Source organism: Cognatishimia activa, assembly GCF_017798205.1.
Classification (GTDB): domain Bacteria; phylum Pseudomonadota; class Alphaproteobacteria; order Rhodobacterales; family Rhodobacteraceae; genus Cognatishimia; species Cognatishimia activa_A.
The window spans coordinates 3,025,630-3,044,778 of record NZ_CP060010.1 but is presented as its reverse complement, the minus strand read 5'-3'; the positions used below and the strand labels follow the sequence as shown (position 1 = coordinate 3,044,778).

Below are 19,149 nucleotides of genomic sequence, written 5' to 3'. Positions count from 1 at the left end.
CGCAATCGACCTAGGTGTGTTGCCTAAAAAATAGGCACATGCTTAAATTGGAGCCGAAATTCCGGCGCGATTCATTGTCGAGCGCGGTGTTTCCGAATAATTTCAAGGCGCTGCACAAGGAATACGCATGTGAGCATTCGACTCAACGACATAATTCTGGATCCGCCGGTCTTTTTGGCGCCGTTGGCTGGAATCACCGATCTGCCGTTTCGGGAGTTGGTTGCGCGCTTTGGCGCGGGTTTAGTCGTGTCTGAAATGATCGCGTCTCAGGATTTGATTAACGCTAAGCCGGGTGTCCGTGAGAAAGCCGAGCTTGGGTTTGGCGTTGCGGGCACCTCTGTGCAGATCGCGGGATGCGAGGCCTATTGGATGGCTGAGGCCGCGAAAATGGCCGAGGCCAATGGCGCGCGGATCATTGACATCAATATGGGCTGTCCCGCCAAGAAAGTGACAAGCACCAGCGGGGCAGGCGCGTCAGGCTCGGCTCTGATGCGCGAGCCGGATCTGGCGATTTCCTTGATCGAAGCTGTGGTTGAGGCGGTGAATGTGCCGGTGACGCTGAAAACCCGTTTGGGCTGGGATGATGACATGCTCAATGCGCCCGAGCTGGTGGCGCGGGCTGAGGCGGTTGGCATTCAGATGGTGACGATCCACGGGCGCACGCGGTGTCAATTCTATAAGGGCGCGGCGGATTGGGGCGCGATTTCTAAGGTCAAAGAGGCTGTCGACATTCCAGTCATTGCGAATGGCGACATTGTGGACACGGTGACGGCCAAAGAGGCGTTGAGGCAGTCCGGCGCGGATGGCGTAATGTTGGGGCGCGGCGTGCAAGGGCGGCCTTGGCTGCCTGCGGTGGTCGCGTCAGAGATCTATGGAGCGGCGATACCGGAAATCCCCAGCGCTGACGAATTTATTCAAATGGTATCAGAGCATTATGACGCGATGCTCAGTTTCTACGGCACGCCTTTGGGCGTCAAAGTCGCGCGTAAACATTTGGGATGGTACATGGACGAAGCAGGCTGCGACAAGCCTTTGCGCACAGCAGTTTTAACGGCGAAAACACCGGCCGAGGTGATGCGGCTTTTGCCCGACGCCTTGGGTGCGGGCCCTGAAAGGAGCGCGGCATGATGTCAGATTCAGCGCTCTGGGCCTCGCTGCCGATCCCCGCGATCATGGTCGACAAGGATGACTGTATTCAGGATATCAACGGGGTGGCCGAGGTGTTCCTGAATGCCTCTGCCAAGTCGATCAAAGGCACGCCGGTCTGGGATCGCATCGCGATTGATGCGCCGCTAGAGCAGGCCTTTGCCCGGGCGCGCAAGCAGAATTCCTCGCTGTTTGTGAATGACGCGGACGTAGGCACCGGCAACGCGCCCCCCATGCAATGCAATCTGCAAATCGCGCCAGTTCAGGGGTCCGACGGAGACATGTTGTTCCTGTTTGAGCCTCAGGAGTTGGCAAGCCGTGTCTCGATTTCAGAAAGCGTGAAGAACGCCGCGAAATCCGCGATCGGCATGGCGGAAATGCTGGCGCATGAGATCAAGAATCCTCTGGCGGGGATCACCGGTGCGGCTCAGCTTTTGTCGATGAACCTGAAGCCCGAGGATCTGGAGCTGACCGATCTGATCGTCGAAGAAAGCCGCCGGATTGTGAAGCTGCTGGAGCAGGTCGAGCAGTTCGGCAACCTACAGCCACCCGCCCATACGGCGGTGAATATCCACGACGTTCTGGACCGCGCGCGCCGGTCTGCGCTCTTGGGTTTTGGCGCGCATATGACCATCAAGGAAGAGTACGATCCCTCGCTGCCTTTTGCTTTGGGCGACAGCGATCAGCTCTTGCAGGTCATTCTGAACCTGTTGAAGAACGCCTCAGAAGCTGCTGGAAAGTCAGGCATAATTCGTCTGAGGTCCTACTTTGAGCATAGCTTCAGGCTGCGGCGCAATGACGGCTCGGGCCAGTCGCTGCCGCTCCAAATTGAGGTCATCGACGATGGCCCAGGATTGCCTCAGGACATCAAGGGCGACATCTTTGATCCCTTTGTCTCGGGGCGTGAAAACGGTACGGGGCTTGGCCTCGCGTTGGTGAGTAAAATTATCTCTGATCACGGGGGCTGGATCTCGGTGGATTCTGTGCCAGGCAAGACGGTGTTCCGCATCTCTCTACCCCGCGCCCCTAAAAACCTCATTCCTGCGAAGGAGACTTAAGTCATGGATGGAACCGTCCTTGTTGCTGATGACGACCGTACGATTCGCACCGTGTTAACCCAAGCGCTGACGCGCGCGGGGTGTAAGGTGCATGCCACAAGTTCGCTGACCACGTTGATGCGTTGGGTGGGCGAGGGCAAAGGTGATGTGGTGATCACCGATGTGATGATGCCCGATGGCAATGGGCTCGAGATGCTGCCCAAGATTTCCGAGGACCGCCCGCAGTTGCCGGTCATCGTGATTTCGGCGCAAAACACGATCATGACGGCCATTCAGGCAGCCGAGGCCGAGGCCTACGATTATCTGCCCAAACCGTTTGATTTGCCCGACCTGATGAAGCGTACAGCGAAGGCCCTGAGCGAAAAGCGCCGCGTGGCGGCAGCGCCTGCGGCGGATGAGAATGACCGCCCCGATGAGCTGCCTTTGGTGGGGCGCACACCTGTCATGCAATCGCTCTATCGTTTGGTTGCGCGGGTGATGAATACGGATCTGCCGGTTTTGATATCCGGGGAATCTGGCACGGGTAAGTCTCTGATTGCCAAGGAAATCCACGACTTCTCGGATCGCCGCACGTTGCCGTTTATCACAGTCACAGCCTCCGATCTTACAGATCTGGAAGGCCCGGCACGGGTTCTCGCGCGTGCGAAAGGCGGTACTGTCGTATTCGACGAGGTCTCGAACCTGGACAGTGAAACCCAAGCCCGCGTTGTGCGCATGATGGACAATCCGGGCGATCACAATCCTCGGTTCATGGCGACCAGCCAGGTTGATCTGATGAATGCGGTCGAAAAGGGCACCATGCGTCAGGATCTTTTCTATCGGTTGAATGGGGCCAATCTGGTCGTGCCGTCGCTGCGCGAGCGGGTGGATGATATCCCACTCTTGGTCGACTACTTCCTCGCGCGACTGGAACGTGATGGTGCCTCGATGCGGGTGTTCTCTGAGGACGCGCGCGAGTTGTTCCGCGCCTATAGTTGGCCCGGCAACGTGCGCCAGCTTGAGAATGCGGTGAAACGGCTGGTTCTGACTGCGCGGGGCGAAGAGATTTCGCAATCCGAGGCGGAAACCGTTCTGGGCACCCAGCCTGAGGCCGTGCCGTTGCTGAGCGGTGGTGAGAGCGAGAAGTTGTCGGGCTCTGTTGCGCGCCATTTGAAGCGGTACTTTGACCTGCACGGCAATATGCTGCCGCCTCCGGGGCTCTATGGGCGGATCCTTAAAGAAATCGAGCTGCCCCTGATTGAAATCGCGTTGGATGCGACCGGGGGAAATCAGGCGAAATGCGCGGATCTGTTGGGGATCAACCGGAATACCCTGCGTAAGAAAATCACCGATCTCGATATTCACGTGACACGGCGCAGAAAGTTGATGTAAAACTGCCACAACGCGTGGCAAATCGGGCGCATGAGGTCGGTTTGCCACTGAATGTGGGAGTGATACGCTTGGCGGTCACAGTATCTAGTGAGAGAGCTTCGTGGCGACTGGTGTAAACGCAACACATTGGTTGCGCTTCCTGCGCCTGCGCCGACAGCGGCGTGCGCAGAATCTCGCCACCTTTGGTGTGGTCTTTATGGGGCCAATTCTGGCCGTCGCGACCTTTCTGATTTTCGGTCCCTTCGATCAGGGATCTTCCACAACCTCGCTGCGCGTCATTCTGCTGACGGATCTCGTATATGTGCTGGCAGTGGCGGCGCTTGTGCTGCAGCGCTTGGTGCGGATTGTGGCCTCGCGCCGGTCTCGGTCGGCGGGGTCAAGATTGCACATGCGGCTGACCGGAGCCTTTGCTTCTATGGCGCTCGTGCCTGCGGTCACAGTCGCGATTTTTGCGGGGTTGACTATCAATATCGGCCTTGAGGGGTGGTTTTCAGACCGTGTAAGTCGCGTGGTCGGCAATTCGGTGTCCGCGGCCCATGCTTATGAAGCAGAGCATATCCGTGATCTGGAAACGGATGTGTTCATCGTGGCGGATTTTCTGAACACGGTAAAACGCTCCTCTGGAACGCTGTTCACGCGTGGCGATCTGCGTCAGATGCTGTCTGAAGCGCAAACGAGCATCCAGCGCGGCTTGCGCGAAGCCTTTGTGGTTGATGGCACCGGAGAGCTCTTGGCGCGGGGCGACCGATCCTACCTCTTTGATTTTGAGCAGCCATCTGACGAACAAATCTCGGCCGCGCGTGACGATGGCATCGTGATCATTCGCGATCTAGAACAGAACGAGCTGCGTGCCTTGGTGCATCTGGACGCGTTCGTGGATCGCTATCTTTATGTCAGCCGCGAAGTCGATGGCGAGATCTTTGCGCTGTTGGACGAGACCCGTGAAACCGCGAACCTCTATACCCAATTGGAAGAGGACCGTGGCCGCGTGTTGTTTGAGTATGGCCTGATCTATATCGGTTTTGCAGTCATTTTGATCCTTGCTGCGATTTGGATGGGGCTGTGGTTTGCCGAGCGTCTCTCGCGTCCTGTGGGCCGTCTGGCCAGTGCGGCGCAGCGCGTTGGGGCAGGTGATCTGGACGTGCAGGTTGTCGAAGAGGATGGCGACGACGAGATCGCTATGCTCGGGCGCTACTTCAACCAGATGACGCGGCAACTGAAAGGTCAGCGCCAGACGCTATTGGACAACACGACACAGATTGAACGGCGTCAGCGGCTGTTTGACTCTGTGCTGACCTCGGTCACCTCAGGTGTTGTGGGATTGGACAATGACGGGCAGATCACCTTTGCCAACCGTTCGGCACAGCGATTGTTGCATTGGGACGGCTCCCATCGCGCGACGCCTTTGGCCGTGTCGATCCCAGAATTCACCGGTCTCTTTGAGGAAATGCGTGACGGTGGCCAGGAGGTCGCTCAGCAGGAAATCAAAGTGATCCGAGGCGGGCAGCAGGAAAATCTTTTGGTGCGTTTTGCCACGCGGCGGTCGGATGAAGGTGGGCTTGAGGGCTATGTTGTCGCCTTTGATGACGTCACTGATCTGGTCACCGCGCAGCGTATGGCGGCTTGGGGCGATGTGGCCCGCCGGATTGCCCATGAGATCAAAAATCCACTCACGCCGATCCAGCTCTCGGCGGAACGGATCAAGCGCAAATTCGCGCCAAAAGTGGGCGAAGACTCAGATAGCCTCATGTCGATGACCGATGTGATCGTGCGACAAACTGAGGATCTTCGGCGGATTGTCGATGAATTCAGCAAGTTTGCGCGCATGCCAGAACCTGAGCTTCGCGTGCATGACGTCGCGCAAATTCTACGCGATGCAGCGCTTTTGCAGGACGCGGGGCAGCCGGATGTACGCTTTGATCTGGACATTCCAGAAGGCGTTTTGCCGGCCAATATTGATGCGACAATGATCTCGCAGGCGCTGACGAATTTGATCAAAAATGCGGGCGAAGCTATTGAAACGTTTCAACAAAAGGGTGCGCCAGAGGGGCTCGTGCCCGAAGTGCGTATCCAGTTGGAGTCCCAGGACGAGACCTGCATCATCCGCATCATGGACAATGGCATCGGCCTACCTGCAGATCGCGCGCGCCTCTTTGAGCCATATGTCACCACACGCGACAAAGGCACGGGCCTAGGCCTTCCCATCGTTAAGAAAATCATCGAAGAACATGGGGGTACGCTGGCTTTGCTCGATGCGCCTGTGTTTGCGGGGAACGAACATTTCGGTGCGATGGCGGAAATCACATTGCCTGTTTTGCAGGCAGAGCACTCAGAACCAACGGAACTAAAAGGGTGAACCCTATGGGAGACATTCTGATCGTCGATGATGAACGGGACATCCGGGAATTGATCTCGGATATTCTGAAGGACGAGGGATACAGCACACGGCTTGCGTCAAATTCCGACGAAGCGATGGAGGAGGTCACCTCTGACCAGCCCGCTTTGATGATCCTGGATATCTGGCTCAAGGACAGCAATATGGACGGGATTGATATCCTCAAGACCGTCAAACGCGATTACCCCGATGTGCCGATTGTGATCATTTCCGGACATGGCAATATCGAGATCGCGGTGGCTGCGATCAAACAGGGGGCTTATGATTTCATCGAGAAGCCCTTCAACATTGACCAGCTCATGGTGGTTGTGCGCCGCGCGATGGAGACCAGCCGGTTGCGTCGTGAGAACAGCGAGCTCAAGCAGCAGGATGGCAAGCCGACCGAGATGATCGGGGATTCTGCGGCCTTCCGGACGATGGTTGGCAATTTGGATAAGGTGACCAAGTCCAACGGCCGTGTGATGCTGTCGGGCCCGTCTGGGTCGGGCAAAGAACTGGCCGCGCGGTTCATTCATCAGAACTCCCTGCGGGCGTCTGCACCTTTTGTGACTGTGAATTGTGCGGGCGTGGAGCCGGATCGTGTAGAAGAGGTGCTCTTTGGCCGCGAAAGCCTAGAGCGTGGCGTTGAGGCGGGCCTCTTGGAACAGGCCAATGGTGGCTCTGTCTATTTCGACGAGGTCGCTGATATGCCTTTGGGCACGCAGACCAAGATCCTGCGCGTTTTGGTTGACCAAAGTTTCACCCGCGTTGGTGGCAGCGACAAGATCAAGGTGGATTTGCGTGTGATTTCTTCAACCAGCAAGGATCTGGCTGAGGAAATCGAGGCCGAACGCTTCCGCGAGGAGCTCTATCACCGTCTGAATGTGGTGCCGATTGCCGTGCCGTCCTTGTCGGAGCGCCGCGAAGATATTCCGGTCTTGGCCGAGTATTTCATCGAAGGGTTCAATGAATCCCAAGGCCTGCCGCAACGCGAGCTGTCTGACGATGCGGTGGCGCTCATGCAGACGATGAGCTGGCCGGGCAATATCCGTCAGCTCAAGAACCTGATCGAACGCGTCCTGATCCTTGGCGATGAGACCGGACCGATTGAGGCCCGGGAACTGCCGGGCGATGAGGGACCTGCTCAGGAAGAGGGCCGCGTGGTGCTCTCTGGCGCTTTGGCGACCATGCCGTTGCGTGAGGCGCGTGAGGCCTTTGAACGCGAATATCTGCTGACACAGATCAACCGTTTTGGCGGCAATATCAGCCGGACGGCGTCTTTTGTGGGCATGGAGCGCTCTGCGTTGCACCGCAAGCTCAAGTCTCTGGGTGTTGTGACCAGCAATAAATCTGGGTCCCGCGTGGCCTCCGTCGAAGAGATCGAAGGAACTTGAAAACGGATCGGTACTAGAGGCTCGCTAGGTCGACTATGCCTCTAGTACCGTCGTCTCGCGTTACAGCGCACACGTTACCAGTCAGTTTTGGCAATTTTTGAACTGTTTTGACGACTTTATCTTTGAGTTGTTGAGACGTGCAGGCGGGAATTTCCACGTACTCATACCCTTGAGATGACATGCACTGTGCGGTCACCTTATTTCTCAGCCCTGCGTTGGCATCGTAAGAATACAAATCTCCTCCATACACATCGCCACCATATGTTGTGCAAGAATACCCGTAGCAGCTGGTTGTTATTGGCGTTGTGTAAATGGGGGTCATGCCGATTTGTGTGTTCGCTGGAACCCTTTGTGCTGCAATGACCTGACAATTTGTGAGGTCCCGATCCAATCGAGAAACCTTCGTTCCTTCTTTGTAGTAAGTGCTGAGAGGGGTGCATCCAATAGAGGCAATGGAGCAAACGGCAATGCCTAAAAATCGTATCAATTTCATGTAATCGGCTTTCAAAACAACATTCTAGTCAAACGAGATTCTACAATCTCCGTGTTTCTTAGCTAGCACTCGTACACGTGTCACGGCAATAACTTGAACCAGTTGGATTGACCAAATTGACGACTTCTGACACACCAAAGTTCAAGCAAGAGCGGAGACTTGGATGAAAGTCATCATTTGCGGTGCCGGGCAGGTGGGCTGGCAGATTGCGCGCCATCTGGCCAATGAACGCAATGACGTTACGGTGGTCGACAATAACGCAGACCTCGTGCGCCGGGCCACAGATGCTTTGGATGTCCAGGGCGTTGCAGGGTTCGCGAGCTATCCTGACATTCTGGAACGGGCAGGGGCGCGGGATGCGGATATGATCATCGCGGCCACCCATTCTGATGAGGTTAATATGGTGACCTGTCAGGTGGCCCATTCGGTCTTTGAGGTGCCTCGCAAAATCGCGCGGTTGCGCTCGCAAAGCTATCTGGATGCGATTTACTCTGATCTTTACCGTCGCGACCACATGCCGATTGAGGTGGTGATCAGCCCGGAACGCGAGGTCGCGGATGCGGCGCTGAAACGTCTGTCGGCAGCGGCGACCTTTGACACGGAATTCTTTCTGGACGGTAAGCTGCAGCTGATTGGCATTACGCTGGACGAGGACTGCCCGGTCGTGAACACGCCACTGCGGCAGCTTTCTGATCTGTTTTCCACCTTGCGGGCGGTCGTCGTCGGCGTGCGCCGCGAAGGCACGCTCTTTGCGCCAGAGCCGGGCGATCAGCTTTTCGTGGGCGACGATTGCTATGTCATGGTCAATACCGAGGACTTTAGCCGCGCCTTGGAAATCTTTGGAAAGCAGCAGCAAAAACAAGAACGTGTGGTTCTTATTGGGGGCGGAAACGTCGGCCGGATGGTCGCGCAAAAGCTCGAGGATCTGCCGGGGCGCGCGATCCGCGCCAAGATGATCGAGCGCGACCGCAAGATCGCTGAACGCTCAGCCGAAGCTCTGGAACGCACGATTGTTCTGAACGGAGACGGTCTGGACGCGAGCCTTCTACAAGAGGCGGGCGCGACGCGCGCCGACGCGGTTCTGGCCGTGACGGATGACGACAAGACCAACATCCTTGGCGCCGTTCGCGCGAAATCCATGGGCTGTAAGTTGGCGGTCGCCTTGATCAACGACCCGACCTTGGTGCCCTTGATGACGCCTCTTGGAATTGACGCCTATATCAACCCGCGCGCCACGACCGTCTCGTCGATCCTGCGCCACATCCGCCACGGACGCGTGCGTGACGTGTATTCGCTAGGGGACGCTGAGGCGGAAATTATCGAGGCCGAGGTCCTTTCGACCTCACCCATCGCCGGCAAACAGATCCGAGACATTGATTTCCCCGAAGGCGTGCTGATTGGTGGGATCAAGCAGGGCGACCAGATCATCAAACCGAACGGTGGTACTCGGGTGAATGAAGGCGACATCATTGCGCTCTTCGCGCTCAGTCAGGACGTCGGACAGGTCGAAAGCCTGTTGCAGGTCTCGATCGACTATTTCTAGAACGCCATGTGGTCGCGCCTGACATCTCAAACGCTGTTGCTCCAGTTTCTGTGGTTGGCGGGCGTGTGTATGTTCGTGCCTGCGATTTATGCTGGGGTGACGGACGATTTTCTGACCGCGCGGACGTTTCTTTATAGCGGCATCCTTACGCTAGTCTTCGCGACACTTGTGACAATTGCCACTCAGGACACGCCAAGCGCGCGGATGGGCTCGCTGCAACAATCGCTTTACGCTCTGTTTGCAGCCCTTACGATCTTGCCTGCGATCCTCGCGATCCCTTTTGCTGAATCTTTGCAAACCACCAGCTATGTGAACGCATACCTCGAAATGGTCTCGGCCCTGACGACCACGGGCCTTGATCTGTGGGAGGATCCCGCGCGCCTGCCGGATGCGCTTCATTTATGGCGCGGCATGGTGGCCTGGTTCGGAGGCCTTATGATGTGGATCGCTGCGGTTGCGGTTTTTGCGCCGCTCAGCCTCGGTGGCTTTGAGGTTACCGCGCGCAGCGGTTTTGCCGATCACACCCGCGGCACGCCCGCAGCGGCCCAGATCGATCCGGTACGCCGCTGGAAACGCGCAGCACGCATGTTGACGCCGATCTATGCCGGGCTGACCTTTGCGCTTTGGATCATGCTGGCCGTCATGGGCGATGCGCCCCTTGCTGCCTTGATCCACGCCATGTCCGTCATGTCTACCAGCGGCATTTCCCAGATAGGCGGCATCGAGAACGCGCAATCGGGCCTTGGCGGAGAGATCGTGATCTTTCTCTTCCTGCTATTTGCCCTTTCTCGTCAGACATTTAGCGCCGATATTGGTGCCACCAGTCGCGATCATATCTGGCAGGATCCAGAGTTCCGTTTCGGCGTCATGTTCGTCTTTGCCATTCCGCTTTTGCTGTTCCTGCGCCATTGGCTGGGGGCCTTTGAGGTCAACGAAGAAGAGAACATCTTTGCCGCCCTGCGCGCGCTCTGGGGTGCGATATTTACGGTTCTTTCCTTTATGACCACCACCGGCTTTCAAAGCGTAGATTGGCAGACCTCGCAAAGCTGGTCAGGCCTTGGTACGCCCGGTGTTCTTTTGATGGGGCTCGCGGTGATCGGTGGAGGCGTCGCCACCACCGCAGGCGGCGTCAAACTCTTGCGCGTCTTTGCGCTCTACCTGCAAGGCCTGCGCGAGATGGAGCGCCTGGTGCATCCCAATTCAGTCAGCGGCTCGGGCCGCCGTGACAGACGCATTCGCCGCAAAGGTGCGGTGATTGCCTGGGTGTTTTTCATGCTCTTTGCCCTGTCGCTGACAGTCGTCACTTTCCTGCTGACTTTTGCGGGTTCTAGCTTTGAAGAAGCAGTGCTGTTGGCGGTCTCAACCCTCTCAACAACAGGCCCATTGGTGCAAGCAGCAGCGGAAAACCCGGTGGAGCTTTTGTCGCTCAGCCTGTCCGGAAAGCTTATTTTATGTGCATCTATGGTCACGGGGCGCCTTGAGACCCTCGTGATCATCGCGCTTTTGACGCCTGATCTGTGGCGGAACTAGTATTTTAGCCCTAACAATCGTGTTTCTGGCCTTTTTAGGGGGTGGAAACTTGCGCCGTGGCGTTTCATACTCATTTTTGGAAGCGTTGCACGCGCAGCAAGCAAAAACAAAAAAGGCGACTTACGATGGCTTCGGATCGGCAAAACCTGCAGGACGCATTTCTTAACCACGTCCGTAAAACAAAGGTTCCGGTAACAATTTTCCTGATTAATGGTGTGAAGCTGCAGGGTGTGATTACCTGGTTCGACAATTTCTGCGTACTTCTGCGCCGCGATGGTCAAAGTCAGCTGGTCTATAAACACGCGATTTCGACGATCATGCCGGCGCAACCCATCAGCCTTTATGAGGGTGAAGACGCCCAGTGATGGAGCATGACACCCGCATCACCCGAGCCTGGGTGGTGCGACCCGAAGTCAAATCCCCGGATGCAAAACGTGACGCCTCTTCTGCCTTGGAAGAGGCGGTTTCACTTGCGGCGGCCCTCCCCAATATCGAGGTGGTGGGTTCTGACGTGGTGCGGCTGGCTAAGATCCAGCCGGGCACTCTGTTTGGTACGGGCAAGATCGAAGAGCTGCATGATCGGTTTCATGCCGAGAAGATCGACCTGTTGCTTATTGATGGTCCGGTCACACCTGTCCAGCAGCGCAATCTCGAAAAAGCACTTGAGGTTAAGATCCTTGATCGAACCGGTCTGATCCTTGAGATCTTCTCAGACCGCGCCCGCACCCGCGAAGGTGTGTTGCAGGTCGAGATGGCGGCGCTGTCTTATCAGCGGACACGACTGGTCCGTGCCTGGACCCACTTGGAACGTCAACGGGGTGGGCTTGGCTTTGTGGGTGGTCCGGGTGAAACCCAGATCGAGGCCGACCGACGTGCGATTGACGAACAACTCGTGCGCCTGCGTCGGCAGCTCGCGAAGGTCGTGAAAACCCGCGAGCTCCATCGCGGGTCGCGTGCCAAAGTGCCCTATCCGATTGTCGCATTGGTCGGATACACCAACGCCGGAAAATCTACACTTTTCAATCGTGTAACCGGCGCTGAAGTCATGGCGAAAGACATGCTTTTCGCCACGCTTGACCCCACAATGCGGCGTCTTGAACTGATCGACGGCCCCGAAGTGATCCTGTCTGACACGGTGGGCTTCATCTCTGATCTGCCGACCGAACTTGTTGCCGCATTCCGAGCCACGCTCGAAGAAGTCCTCGCCGCCGATCTGATCCTGCATGTGCGCGATATCAGCCACGCGGAAACCGACAATCAGGCCGAAGATGTGGCCAAGATCCTCGCTTCGCTTGGTGTGGATGAAAACATCCCGCAGCTCGAAGTCTGGAACAAAATCGACCAGATGGAAGCAGACGAGATCGCCGCCTCGCAAGCACGCTCGGAACGCAGTGACGACATCTTTGCGATCTCGGCCATCACGGGCGAAGGCATCGACCAACTCCTCGCAGAGATCGCCGTGCGCCTGCAGGGCGAGCATAGCATCGAAGAGCTGTCCCTCCCGTTTTCGGCAGGCAAAGAACGCGCCTGGCTCTTTGCTGAAGGTGTGATCGAGAGCGAGGCTCAAACCGACGACGGCTTTGACATCACCGTCAAATGGACCGCTAAACAGGCCGCGCAGTTCAAGAAACTCTAGGCATTTCTCTTGCCCAAAATATCCCGGGGGGAGGCGGAATTTTGTGAAAATTCCGACGGGGGGCAGAGCCCCCCGATAGCATCATGGCAATAGCGTCGTCACCCCAACCGCCGCGGCGCGCGCGAGACCTTCGTCCAGCGACATCGGGATATACTCTCCTCGCCGCCAAAGCTGGGCCAGATCGTCGTAATACCGGCTTAGCGGATGCCCGGATTGGCCTGTCGAAATGATGAAGACAGAGGAATCCGGATCCGCAAAATCATAGACACCGCGATAACCTGCTGCGTGGACATTGTGGAACGGATCATCCCCTTCACCAGAGGTGCGCCCGCGTTGCAAGGTATTGTCTCCGCCGCTGGTGGACTGGCGGATGTTGACGAAGGTCCGCAGAAGGGGAACCTCTCCCAGAACCGGGTGATCGTGGGTCGCCTGATGCGCATCGCCCCAGCGCAGGCTCTCAAAGTTGTCGCCATAGCGCTCGTTGATCCAGATGATAGCATCATCCAGCGCCATACGCGCCACGTCTGTACAGGTCTCAATCGGCGCGCTCTGGATCACGTCGCACCAGGCACTCGCACCATCCACATCGCGGAAGACGCGTTCGATGAACAAAGGCTCTACATGTTTGAATTCGCTGATTAATGGTCCGAGTTCGTCCTTGGCCAAACGGTCCTGAAGCGCGCGCATCCAGGCGGCATAGATCAGGGGTTCCGGCAGATGTTCATTCATCTCGCCGTTCCAATTGGCCAATAGATCCAAAGCCTCTTTGCGCTGGCGCTCTTGGGTGCCTTGCGCGGTTGTGCCCGCCGTAAACCAAAGATCCGCCGCCACCAAAGGCAGCAGAGACCGTGCGGTCACGCTGACCGTATCCAGCTGCGCTTCGATGAAGCTGTCGCGCGTATGAACCGCACGGCCCTGCATCAAACGCTGCCAGCGTTGCACGCGTTGGCTGTCGCCCCACACGAAGGACACGTGCAATGGAAAGGCACGATCCACGGTCTTATTGTTGGTATTGCCGAGGATGCCGCCGACGGGCGCCACAAATTCGGGATTGCTGGAATATGGCAGTCGGCCTTGCCAGCGGTTCTCGACCTTGGACCCAAGGCTCGGCAAGCGACCCTGGCTTTGATGACGGGCAGACCGACGCGGCAGGGCTCCGATCACCTTCATTGCGATGGTGTCGCTGTCCACCAGCGTTAGGTTCTGTGCCGGTGCCAGAAACGCCTCGCTATTGCGGATCGCTTCGCGCACGTCCTGGGCAAACATCAGATCAATGGCCGCATTCATCGAGGTATCCGCGGGGCTAAGCACCGTCCAGCTGACAGCCGCAACATGGCCTTTCGGCGTGACTGTGCCCAGATCGAAATTGCTTGCTGGCAAGACGGGCCCATTGTCGGTCCAGCGTAGGGTCAGGGTGATGGGTTCTTGCTCGGAGACTTTGATGATCGTCTTGCGTGTCACAAAGTCCTGATAGCCATTCGGCCCCAGATATTGATCCGGATTGTTTGGATTGATTTCTTCGATAAAGACGTCCTGATCATCCACATAGGCCGAGGTCAGCCCCCAGCCCAATTGCGCGCTGCGGCCGGTCAGGATCGCAGGGATCCCCGGAATGGTCCCACCGATCACGCCGCCCGAGGACAGCTCAAGCCGTGCCAGATACCAGATCGCCGGAGCCGTAAGTCCAAGGTGCGGATCATTGGCCATCAGAGTGCCGCCAGAGGCAGATCGTGCCGGCGCTGCGGCCCAGGCGTTTGAGGCACCAGCAAGGCCACGTTCCGGGAACGGAGACAGCGGGTGCGATTTTAACTCTGCGGTCTGCACGAACCGTGGAACACCGGGCACGAGCTGCGCAAATTCAGGCAGGTCGGCGACGCCTTTGCCCGGATGATCAGGTAGGATGTCTTTCAGGCGGGTCTCATCGCTCAGCGCCAAAGAGACGCGGGCGCGCAGGACTTCTTCGTCCAGATGTCCGGCCAGTTGCAAAGACATAAGCTTCTGAATTGAAATGGAATCTGCAACGCGCCATGGCGCAATCGGAGCGTTGAAAATGAACATCTCTGGTGCGCCACGCCCCAGTGACTCTTCATTCACTTCTGTGATCCGCGCGTTCACGCCATTGGCGTAAGCCGTCATCAAGACCCGTGAACGCTCGGACAGAGACTCCACAGAGCTTACCGCCAGCGTATAGATCCCAAGCCGGCGCAAAAGCTTGTCGATATCCAGCGTTTGCGCGCCAAAGACTTCGGACAAACGCCCCTGTGCCGTGCGCCGCATGGTGGTCATCTGCCACAGACGATCCTGCGCATGGGCGTATCCCAGCGCAAAGAACACATCCGGATCCGTCTCGCCAAAGATATGCGGGACATTGGCGTTGTTGCGCACAATTTCCACGGGGGCCGAAACGTAGCCGGTCTGCAATTCCTTGTCATAGTCAGGCAGCGAGCGGGAGGCGAAATAATAGACCAAAGCGCCAAAGGCGAAAATCAGAATGAAGGTCGCGGTTGTCAGGCGGAACAGCCACTTAAATATTCTTGTCATTGCGCGTCTCTATTGGGTCTTGCTTTGGTATTTGCTCTTGCGCTTGGGCCTTTGTCGCGGGCACACATGCAGACAGACATTACGACGAATTTGCGAGGGGGAAAAGCGATGACACGCGTGGCATTTCTGGGACTTGGCGTCATGGGCCATCCAATGGCGGGGCACCTTAAATCTAAGGGGTTTGAGGTGGTGGTTTATAACCGAACTGCTGCAAAAGCCGAGGCCTGGGTGAAGGAACACGGTGGCGAAATGGCGCTTACGCCGGCGGCTGCAGCAGAGGGCGCGGATTTTGTCATGGCCTGCGTCGGCAATGACGACGACTTGCGTCAGGTCTGTGTCGGCGAGGGCGGGGCCTTTGCCGCGATGAAAGACGGCGCGATCTTTGTGGATCACACGACGGTATCGGCCAAAGTCACGCGCGAGCTTTATGAGGCGGCAGGTGCTGCGGGTCTTGGCTTTGTCGATGCGCCGATCTCTGGTGGTCAGGCGGGGGCCGAGAACGGGGTTTTGTCCATCATGTGCGGTGGTGATGCAGACACTTACACAAAGGCCGAGCCCGTTATGGAGTCCTACGCGCGCATTTGTCGTCGTATTGGCGAGAGTGGTGCGGGTCAGATGACCAAGATGTGCAACCAGATCGCGATTGCTGGCGTGGTTCAGGGGCTCTCTGAGGCGCTGCATTTCGCCGAGAAGGCCGGTTTGGATGGCGCGGCGGTTGTCGAGGTGATCTCGCAGGGCGCGGCGGGGTCTTGGCAGATGTCCAATCGCTACGAGACGATGATTGCAGATCACTTTGATCACGGCTTTGCGGTCGATTGGATGCGTAAGGATCTGGGGATATGTCTGGACACGGCGAATGAAACCGGCGCGAGCCTGCCGGTAACGGCTTTGGTCGATCAGTTCTACAAGGACGTTCAGAAACTGGGCGGCGGGCGTTGGGATACATCCAGCCTTATCAAACGTTTACGGGCGCTCGACTGATCTGAACAAGCGTCAAACAACATCCGCATATGGGTCCAATAGGGCGTGCCTGTCTTGTCTTGGTCGTTGAGCAAGGCCTCAACAGGCGCGCCATGTCCGCGCCGCGCGCAGATGATCGTGCGCAACGGAGCTTCGGCCTGACGTGCGGCTTTCTCTACTAGTGCTGTGTTCTGAGGCCGGATGATGCGATCCATTGTGCTGTGCAGCATAAGGCTCGGGACGCCGTTGGGCGAGAGGCACCAAGGTTGCACCATGGCAGCGCCCAATCCAAGAACTGCGTCGGGCCGGCATGTCGTTGGCAGGTTCTCGGGCGGATAGGCCAGAGAAAGCGCTGCGATCCCGCCCGCCGAAATGCCAACCACAAACACGCTACTTGTCGCGATATCCCAGCCTGAGCTTCGCGATTTCATAAAGGCGACCGCCGCACCAAGGTCTAAACGCGCGGCTTCAAAGGCGGGGCCCATCAATCGTTTGGACGTTGCGAGTCCGCTTTCGACGGATCTCTTTCTATTGGCGCGAATGGCTTTTCTATGAATTAGGTCAAAGGCTTCCAGCGGCGTTTTCAAGCGATAGCTGATAGACGCAAAGGCATATCCGTCACGCGTAAACCGCCGCGCGAGGGGCAAAACCTCTGCCGAGGATCGCGTGCCTTTTTGAAAGCCTCCGCCATGGGCGAAGACCACGGTGGCTTGCGGGGTGCGATAGGGCAAATACAAATCGAGCGCCAGATTTTCAGACTGGCGCTCGACATAGGTGATATTTTCGATGATCCGCATCGGCGGAGTTTACGGGATGATCCGCGTGTATTTCGATCCCTCAAGCGTCGCGCCAATCCGTGCACCGGCACGACCAAAGACGACCGCCAGAACCGGGCTGCGCAGGGTCGTTGTGTCGGTCGCCAAAGAGTCGCCCTGATCAGAGACAACATACTCCAGGTCAGCACCGGCCGCCCATCCGCGAGAGCTCTGGAATTCCTGCAGCGCGCCTTCGGTCATGAAGAACAGAACATGCGCGAATTGCTGGGCACCGATCTGGAAGCCAAAATTCGCACGCGTTGTGGAGTAGTAATCCACGACCTCGTCATTCACCTTCAGAGCACCGCGACCATAGCCGCCGCCAAAGCCAAGACCTGCTTCAGTGATCAATGGCATGACCAGCATCCCAGCCGCTTTATCGGCGAGGTCGATCGTGTTGGGGTACTCGTCGTACATATAGTTCAGCGTCGCCTCAACGCGCGCATTGATCGTGTCAGAGCCGCGGCTGTTGACGCCATTTCCGCACGCGGTTGCCATGGTCACGCTGGCCATGGCCGTAAGTATGAGGGCACGTCTCTTGATGGTTTTCATCTGTTTGCCTGTTCTTATCACTGTCGATTTGCGCCACAACATAGACCCATCGGCCCGCATTGTCACCCAAGATAGAGCGCTTTCGGCGCTTTAGCGCCCAAGGAGACCTTTGGCGATCAATGGTGCGAAATAGGTCAGAATCCCATCACATCCGGCGCGTTTAAACGCCATCAGGCTCTCGACCATCGCTTTGTCCCCATCAATCCAACCGTTTTGCGCGGCTGCCTTGATCATCGCGTATTCGCCAGAGACCTGATAGGCGAAGGTCGGCACGCCAAAGCAGTCTTTCACACCGCGGCAAATATCCAGATAAGGCATGCCGGGTTTGACCATCACCATATCCGCGCCTTCCATCAGGTCGCGTTCAACCATCCGCAGGGCTTCGTCAGAGTTGGCCGGATCCATTTGATAGGTTTTCTTATCGCCTTTCAACGCGCCGGACGCGCCAACCGCATCGCGGAAGGGACCATAAAAGGCGCTCGCATATTTCGCGGAATAGGACATCAGCGCCACATTCTTGTGGCCTGCGCCTTCCAAAGCGCTGCGCAATGCGCCGATGCGACCGTCCATCATGTCTGATGGACCGATAATATCAACACCGGCCTCAGCCTGGCTAAGCGCCTGTTTCACAAGGGCTTCGATGGTTTCATCATTGGCCACATATCCGTCGATCACAAAGCCGTCCTGACCGGTGTCGCTGTAGGGGTCGAGCGCAACGTCGGTCATGATCGCGATCTCTGGCACGGCCTCTTTGATGGCACGTGTCGCGCGGTTTGAAAGGTTGTCGGGGTTCCAGGCCTCAGCACAATCTGACGTACGCTTGTCGCCCTCGGTGTAGGGAAAGAGACAGATCACAGGGATACCCAGATCCGCCGCCTCTTTGGCAGCCTCTACAATCCGGTCAACCGACCGACGCACCACGCCGGGCATAGAGGGCACGGGCTCTTCGATATTCTCGCCCTCACGCACAAAGACCGGCCAGATCAGATCGCCAACACTCAACGTGGTTTCCTGCACCAAGGACCGCAGGGCGGGCGTGTTCCTAAGACGTCGCGGACGCGCAGCGGGAAAAGGGGCGATTGTCGGTTTCATATAAGCCTCATTCTTTGTAGAAAACGGGGTGCCATGGAATTTGCTGCGCGACAAGGGTAGGAATTGCCGCGTCCGAACGATATGGATCAACAAAACGACTAAAGGACGCGCTGCGTGGACCTGCATACTTCTATTATCGAGCTTATCGACCTGCGCAGTTTTTCCAACCTCTGGTTCTGGATTATGCTTGCGCTTTTGTGGTCGTCCGCCAGCCATTGGGTTCTGGGTATTCCCTATGATCTTGTGCTGCGCGCGCGGCGTCGTGGCGGGCAACATGAAGTCGATCTGGCGGATATGGTGCGCATCAACGTCGGGCGGCTTTTGTATATCAGCCGTGTGTCTGGCCTGGCGATGCTGTCCTTTGGATGTTTCATCCTGAGCTCTCTGGCAGTCGTCGGATTTTACTATCGCTACGAATTCGCGCAGGCGGTGTTTCTGATCCTTTTCCCGATGTCGATCATCGGGCTTTTGTCCCTGTCAACAGCACGCGCGCTTGAGGTCGAGGATCTGACCCGTGAGACGCTGTATAAACGTTTGGCACGGCATCGTATCTATGTCCAACTCATTGGAATGCTGTCTATTTTCATAACATCCCTTTGGGGGATGTATCAGAACTTCCAACTCTCGCCGCTGAACTGACGGGG

At 57.2% G+C, this 19,149-nt stretch carries 15 protein-coding genes; 11 read left to right on the top strand and 4 right to left on the bottom strand.

Going from position 1 to position 19,149, the window contains the following annotated elements; translation table 11 throughout:
- Positions 1–129 precede the first annotated feature (129 nt).
- From dusB to hflX, 9 genes are all read left to right on the top strand, one after another.
- Positions 130–1,128 carry a tRNA dihydrouridine synthase DusB gene (gene dusB / locus HZ995_RS15040; protein ID WP_432417979.1) on the top strand — a complete coding sequence of 333 codons (999 nt, stop codon included), beginning with the start codon at positions 130–132 and terminating at the stop codon, positions 1,126–1,128.
- Entirely contained in the window at positions 1,125–2,204 is a 1,080-nt protein-coding gene (locus HZ995_RS15035; RefSeq protein WP_209356464.1) for a two-component system sensor histidine kinase NtrB, read from the top strand. The genes dusB and HZ995_RS15035 overlap by 4 nt, the downstream gene beginning before the upstream one ends.
- 3 nt (positions 2,205–2,207) lie before the next feature.
- Positions 2,208–3,575: a sigma-54-dependent transcriptional regulator gene (locus tag HZ995_RS15030; protein ID WP_209356463.1), complete on the top strand. Its 1,368-nt coding sequence runs from the start codon at positions 2,208–2,210 to the stop codon at positions 3,573–3,575.
- Positions 3,576–3,771: 196 nt separating this feature from the next.
- Positions 3,772–5,931 (top strand): sensor histidine kinase, encoded by a 2,160-nt coding sequence (locus HZ995_RS15025; protein WP_209358288.1) that lies wholly within the window; start codon positions 3,772–3,774, stop codon positions 5,929–5,931.
- Between the two features lie 5 nt (positions 5,932–5,936).
- Positions 5,937–7,343, top strand: a complete 1,407-nt coding sequence (locus HZ995_RS15020; protein WP_209356462.1) for a sigma-54-dependent transcriptional regulator — start codon at positions 5,937–5,939, stop codon at positions 7,341–7,343.
- 656 nt (positions 7,344–7,999) lie between these two features.
- The gene (gene trkA, locus HZ995_RS15015) at positions 8,000–9,379 is read left to right on the top strand and encodes a Trk system potassium transporter TrkA (protein ID WP_209356461.1); all 1,380 of its coding nucleotides are present in this window, start codon (positions 8,000–8,002) and stop codon (positions 9,377–9,379) included.
- A 6-nt stretch (positions 9,380–9,385) separates the two neighbouring features.
- A complete protein-coding gene (locus HZ995_RS15010; protein ID WP_209356460.1) occupies positions 9,386–10,909 on the top strand; it encodes a TrkH family potassium uptake protein in 1,524 nt (507 codons plus the stop codon).
- A gap of 125 nt (positions 10,910–11,034) precedes the next feature.
- Entirely contained in the window at positions 11,035–11,274 is a 240-nt protein-coding gene (hfq, locus tag HZ995_RS15005; protein ID WP_058314310.1) for an RNA chaperone Hfq, read from the top strand.
- Positions 11,274–12,545, top strand: coding sequence for a GTPase HflX (gene hflX / locus HZ995_RS15000; protein WP_209356459.1), 1,272 nt, complete (start codon positions 11,274–11,276; stop codon positions 12,543–12,545). Before hfq ends, hflX begins: the two co-directional genes overlap by 1 nt.
- Positions 12,546–12,626: 81 nt before the next feature.
- Here the strand turns inward: hflX and HZ995_RS14995 are convergent, their stop codons facing one another.
- A complete protein-coding gene (locus HZ995_RS14995) occupies positions 12,627–15,086 on the bottom strand; it encodes a penicillin acylase family protein (protein ID WP_209356458.1) in 2,460 nt (819 codons plus the stop codon).
- Positions 15,087–15,194: 108 nt separating this feature from the next.
- Here HZ995_RS14995 and HZ995_RS14990 point away from each other — a divergent pair, with 108 nt between their 5' ends.
- On the top strand, positions 15,195–16,067 hold the full coding sequence (locus HZ995_RS14990) for an NAD(P)-dependent oxidoreductase (RefSeq protein WP_209356457.1): 873 nt from the start codon (positions 15,195–15,197) through the stop codon (positions 16,065–16,067).
- Here HZ995_RS14990 and HZ995_RS14985 read toward each other — a convergent pair.
- From HZ995_RS14985 to hemB, 3 genes are all read right to left on the bottom strand, one after another.
- Positions 16,001–16,843, bottom strand: a complete 843-nt coding sequence (locus HZ995_RS14985; RefSeq protein ID WP_209356456.1) for an alpha/beta hydrolase — start codon at positions 16,841–16,843, stop codon at positions 16,001–16,003. The two genes, HZ995_RS14990 and HZ995_RS14985, sit on opposite strands and share 67 nt — an antisense overlap.
- Positions 16,844–16,852: 9 nt before the next feature.
- A complete protein-coding gene (locus HZ995_RS14980) occupies positions 16,853–17,413 on the bottom strand; it encodes a YSC84-related protein (protein WP_209356455.1) in 561 nt (186 codons plus the stop codon).
- A 90-nt stretch (positions 17,414–17,503) separates the two neighbouring features.
- Positions 17,504–18,505 (bottom strand): porphobilinogen synthase, encoded by a 1,002-nt coding sequence (gene hemB / locus HZ995_RS14975; RefSeq protein ID WP_209356454.1) that lies wholly within the window; start codon positions 18,503–18,505, stop codon positions 17,504–17,506.
- Between the two features lie 114 nt (positions 18,506–18,619).
- Between hemB and HZ995_RS14970 the strand changes: the two genes are divergently transcribed.
- Positions 18,620–19,144 (top strand): component of SufBCD complex, encoded by a 525-nt coding sequence (locus HZ995_RS14970; protein WP_209356453.1) that lies wholly within the window; start codon positions 18,620–18,622, stop codon positions 19,142–19,144.
- The last annotated feature ends 5 nt before the right edge of the window (positions 19,145–19,149 follow it).

Bases quoted from the DNA above. Each gene is read 5' to 3' on its own strand.
- HZ995_RS15035 (WP_209356464.1), top strand. From the start codon at position 1,125: ATGATGTCAGATTCAGCGCTCTGGGCCTCGCTGCCGATCCCCGCGATC.
- HZ995_RS15030 (WP_209356463.1), top strand. From the start codon at position 2,208: ATGGATGGAACCGTCCTTGTTGCTGATGACGACCGTACGATTCGCACC.
- HZ995_RS15025 (WP_209358288.1), top strand. From the start codon at position 3,772: ATGGGGCCAATTCTGGCCGTCGCGACCTTTCTGATTTTCGGTCCCTTC.
- HZ995_RS15020 (WP_209356462.1), top strand. From the start codon at position 5,937: ATGGGAGACATTCTGATCGTCGATGATGAACGGGACATCCGGGAATTG.
- trkA (WP_209356461.1), top strand. From the start codon at position 8,000: ATGAAAGTCATCATTTGCGGTGCCGGGCAGGTGGGCTGGCAGATTGCG.
- HZ995_RS15010 (WP_209356460.1), top strand. From the start codon at position 9,386: ATGTGGTCGCGCCTGACATCTCAAACGCTGTTGCTCCAGTTTCTGTGG.
- hfq (WP_058314310.1), top strand. From the start codon at position 11,035: ATGGCTTCGGATCGGCAAAACCTGCAGGACGCATTTCTTAACCACGTC.
- hflX (WP_209356459.1), top strand. From the start codon at position 11,274: ATGGAGCATGACACCCGCATCACCCGAGCCTGGGTGGTGCGACCCGAA.
- HZ995_RS14995 (WP_209356458.1), bottom strand. From the start codon at position 15,086: ATGACAAGAATATTTAAGTGGCTGTTCCGCCTGACAACCGCGACCTTC.
- HZ995_RS14990 (WP_209356457.1), top strand. From the start codon at position 15,195: ATGACACGCGTGGCATTTCTGGGACTTGGCGTCATGGGCCATCCAATG.
- HZ995_RS14985 (WP_209356456.1), bottom strand. From the start codon at position 16,843: ATGCGGATCATCGAAAATATCACCTATGTCGAGCGCCAGTCTGAAAAT.
- HZ995_RS14980 (WP_209356455.1), bottom strand. From the start codon at position 17,413: ATGAAAACCATCAAGAGACGTGCCCTCATACTTACGGCCATGGCCAGC.
- hemB (WP_209356454.1), bottom strand. From the start codon at position 18,505: ATGAAACCGACAATCGCCCCTTTTCCCGCTGCGCGTCCGCGACGTCTT.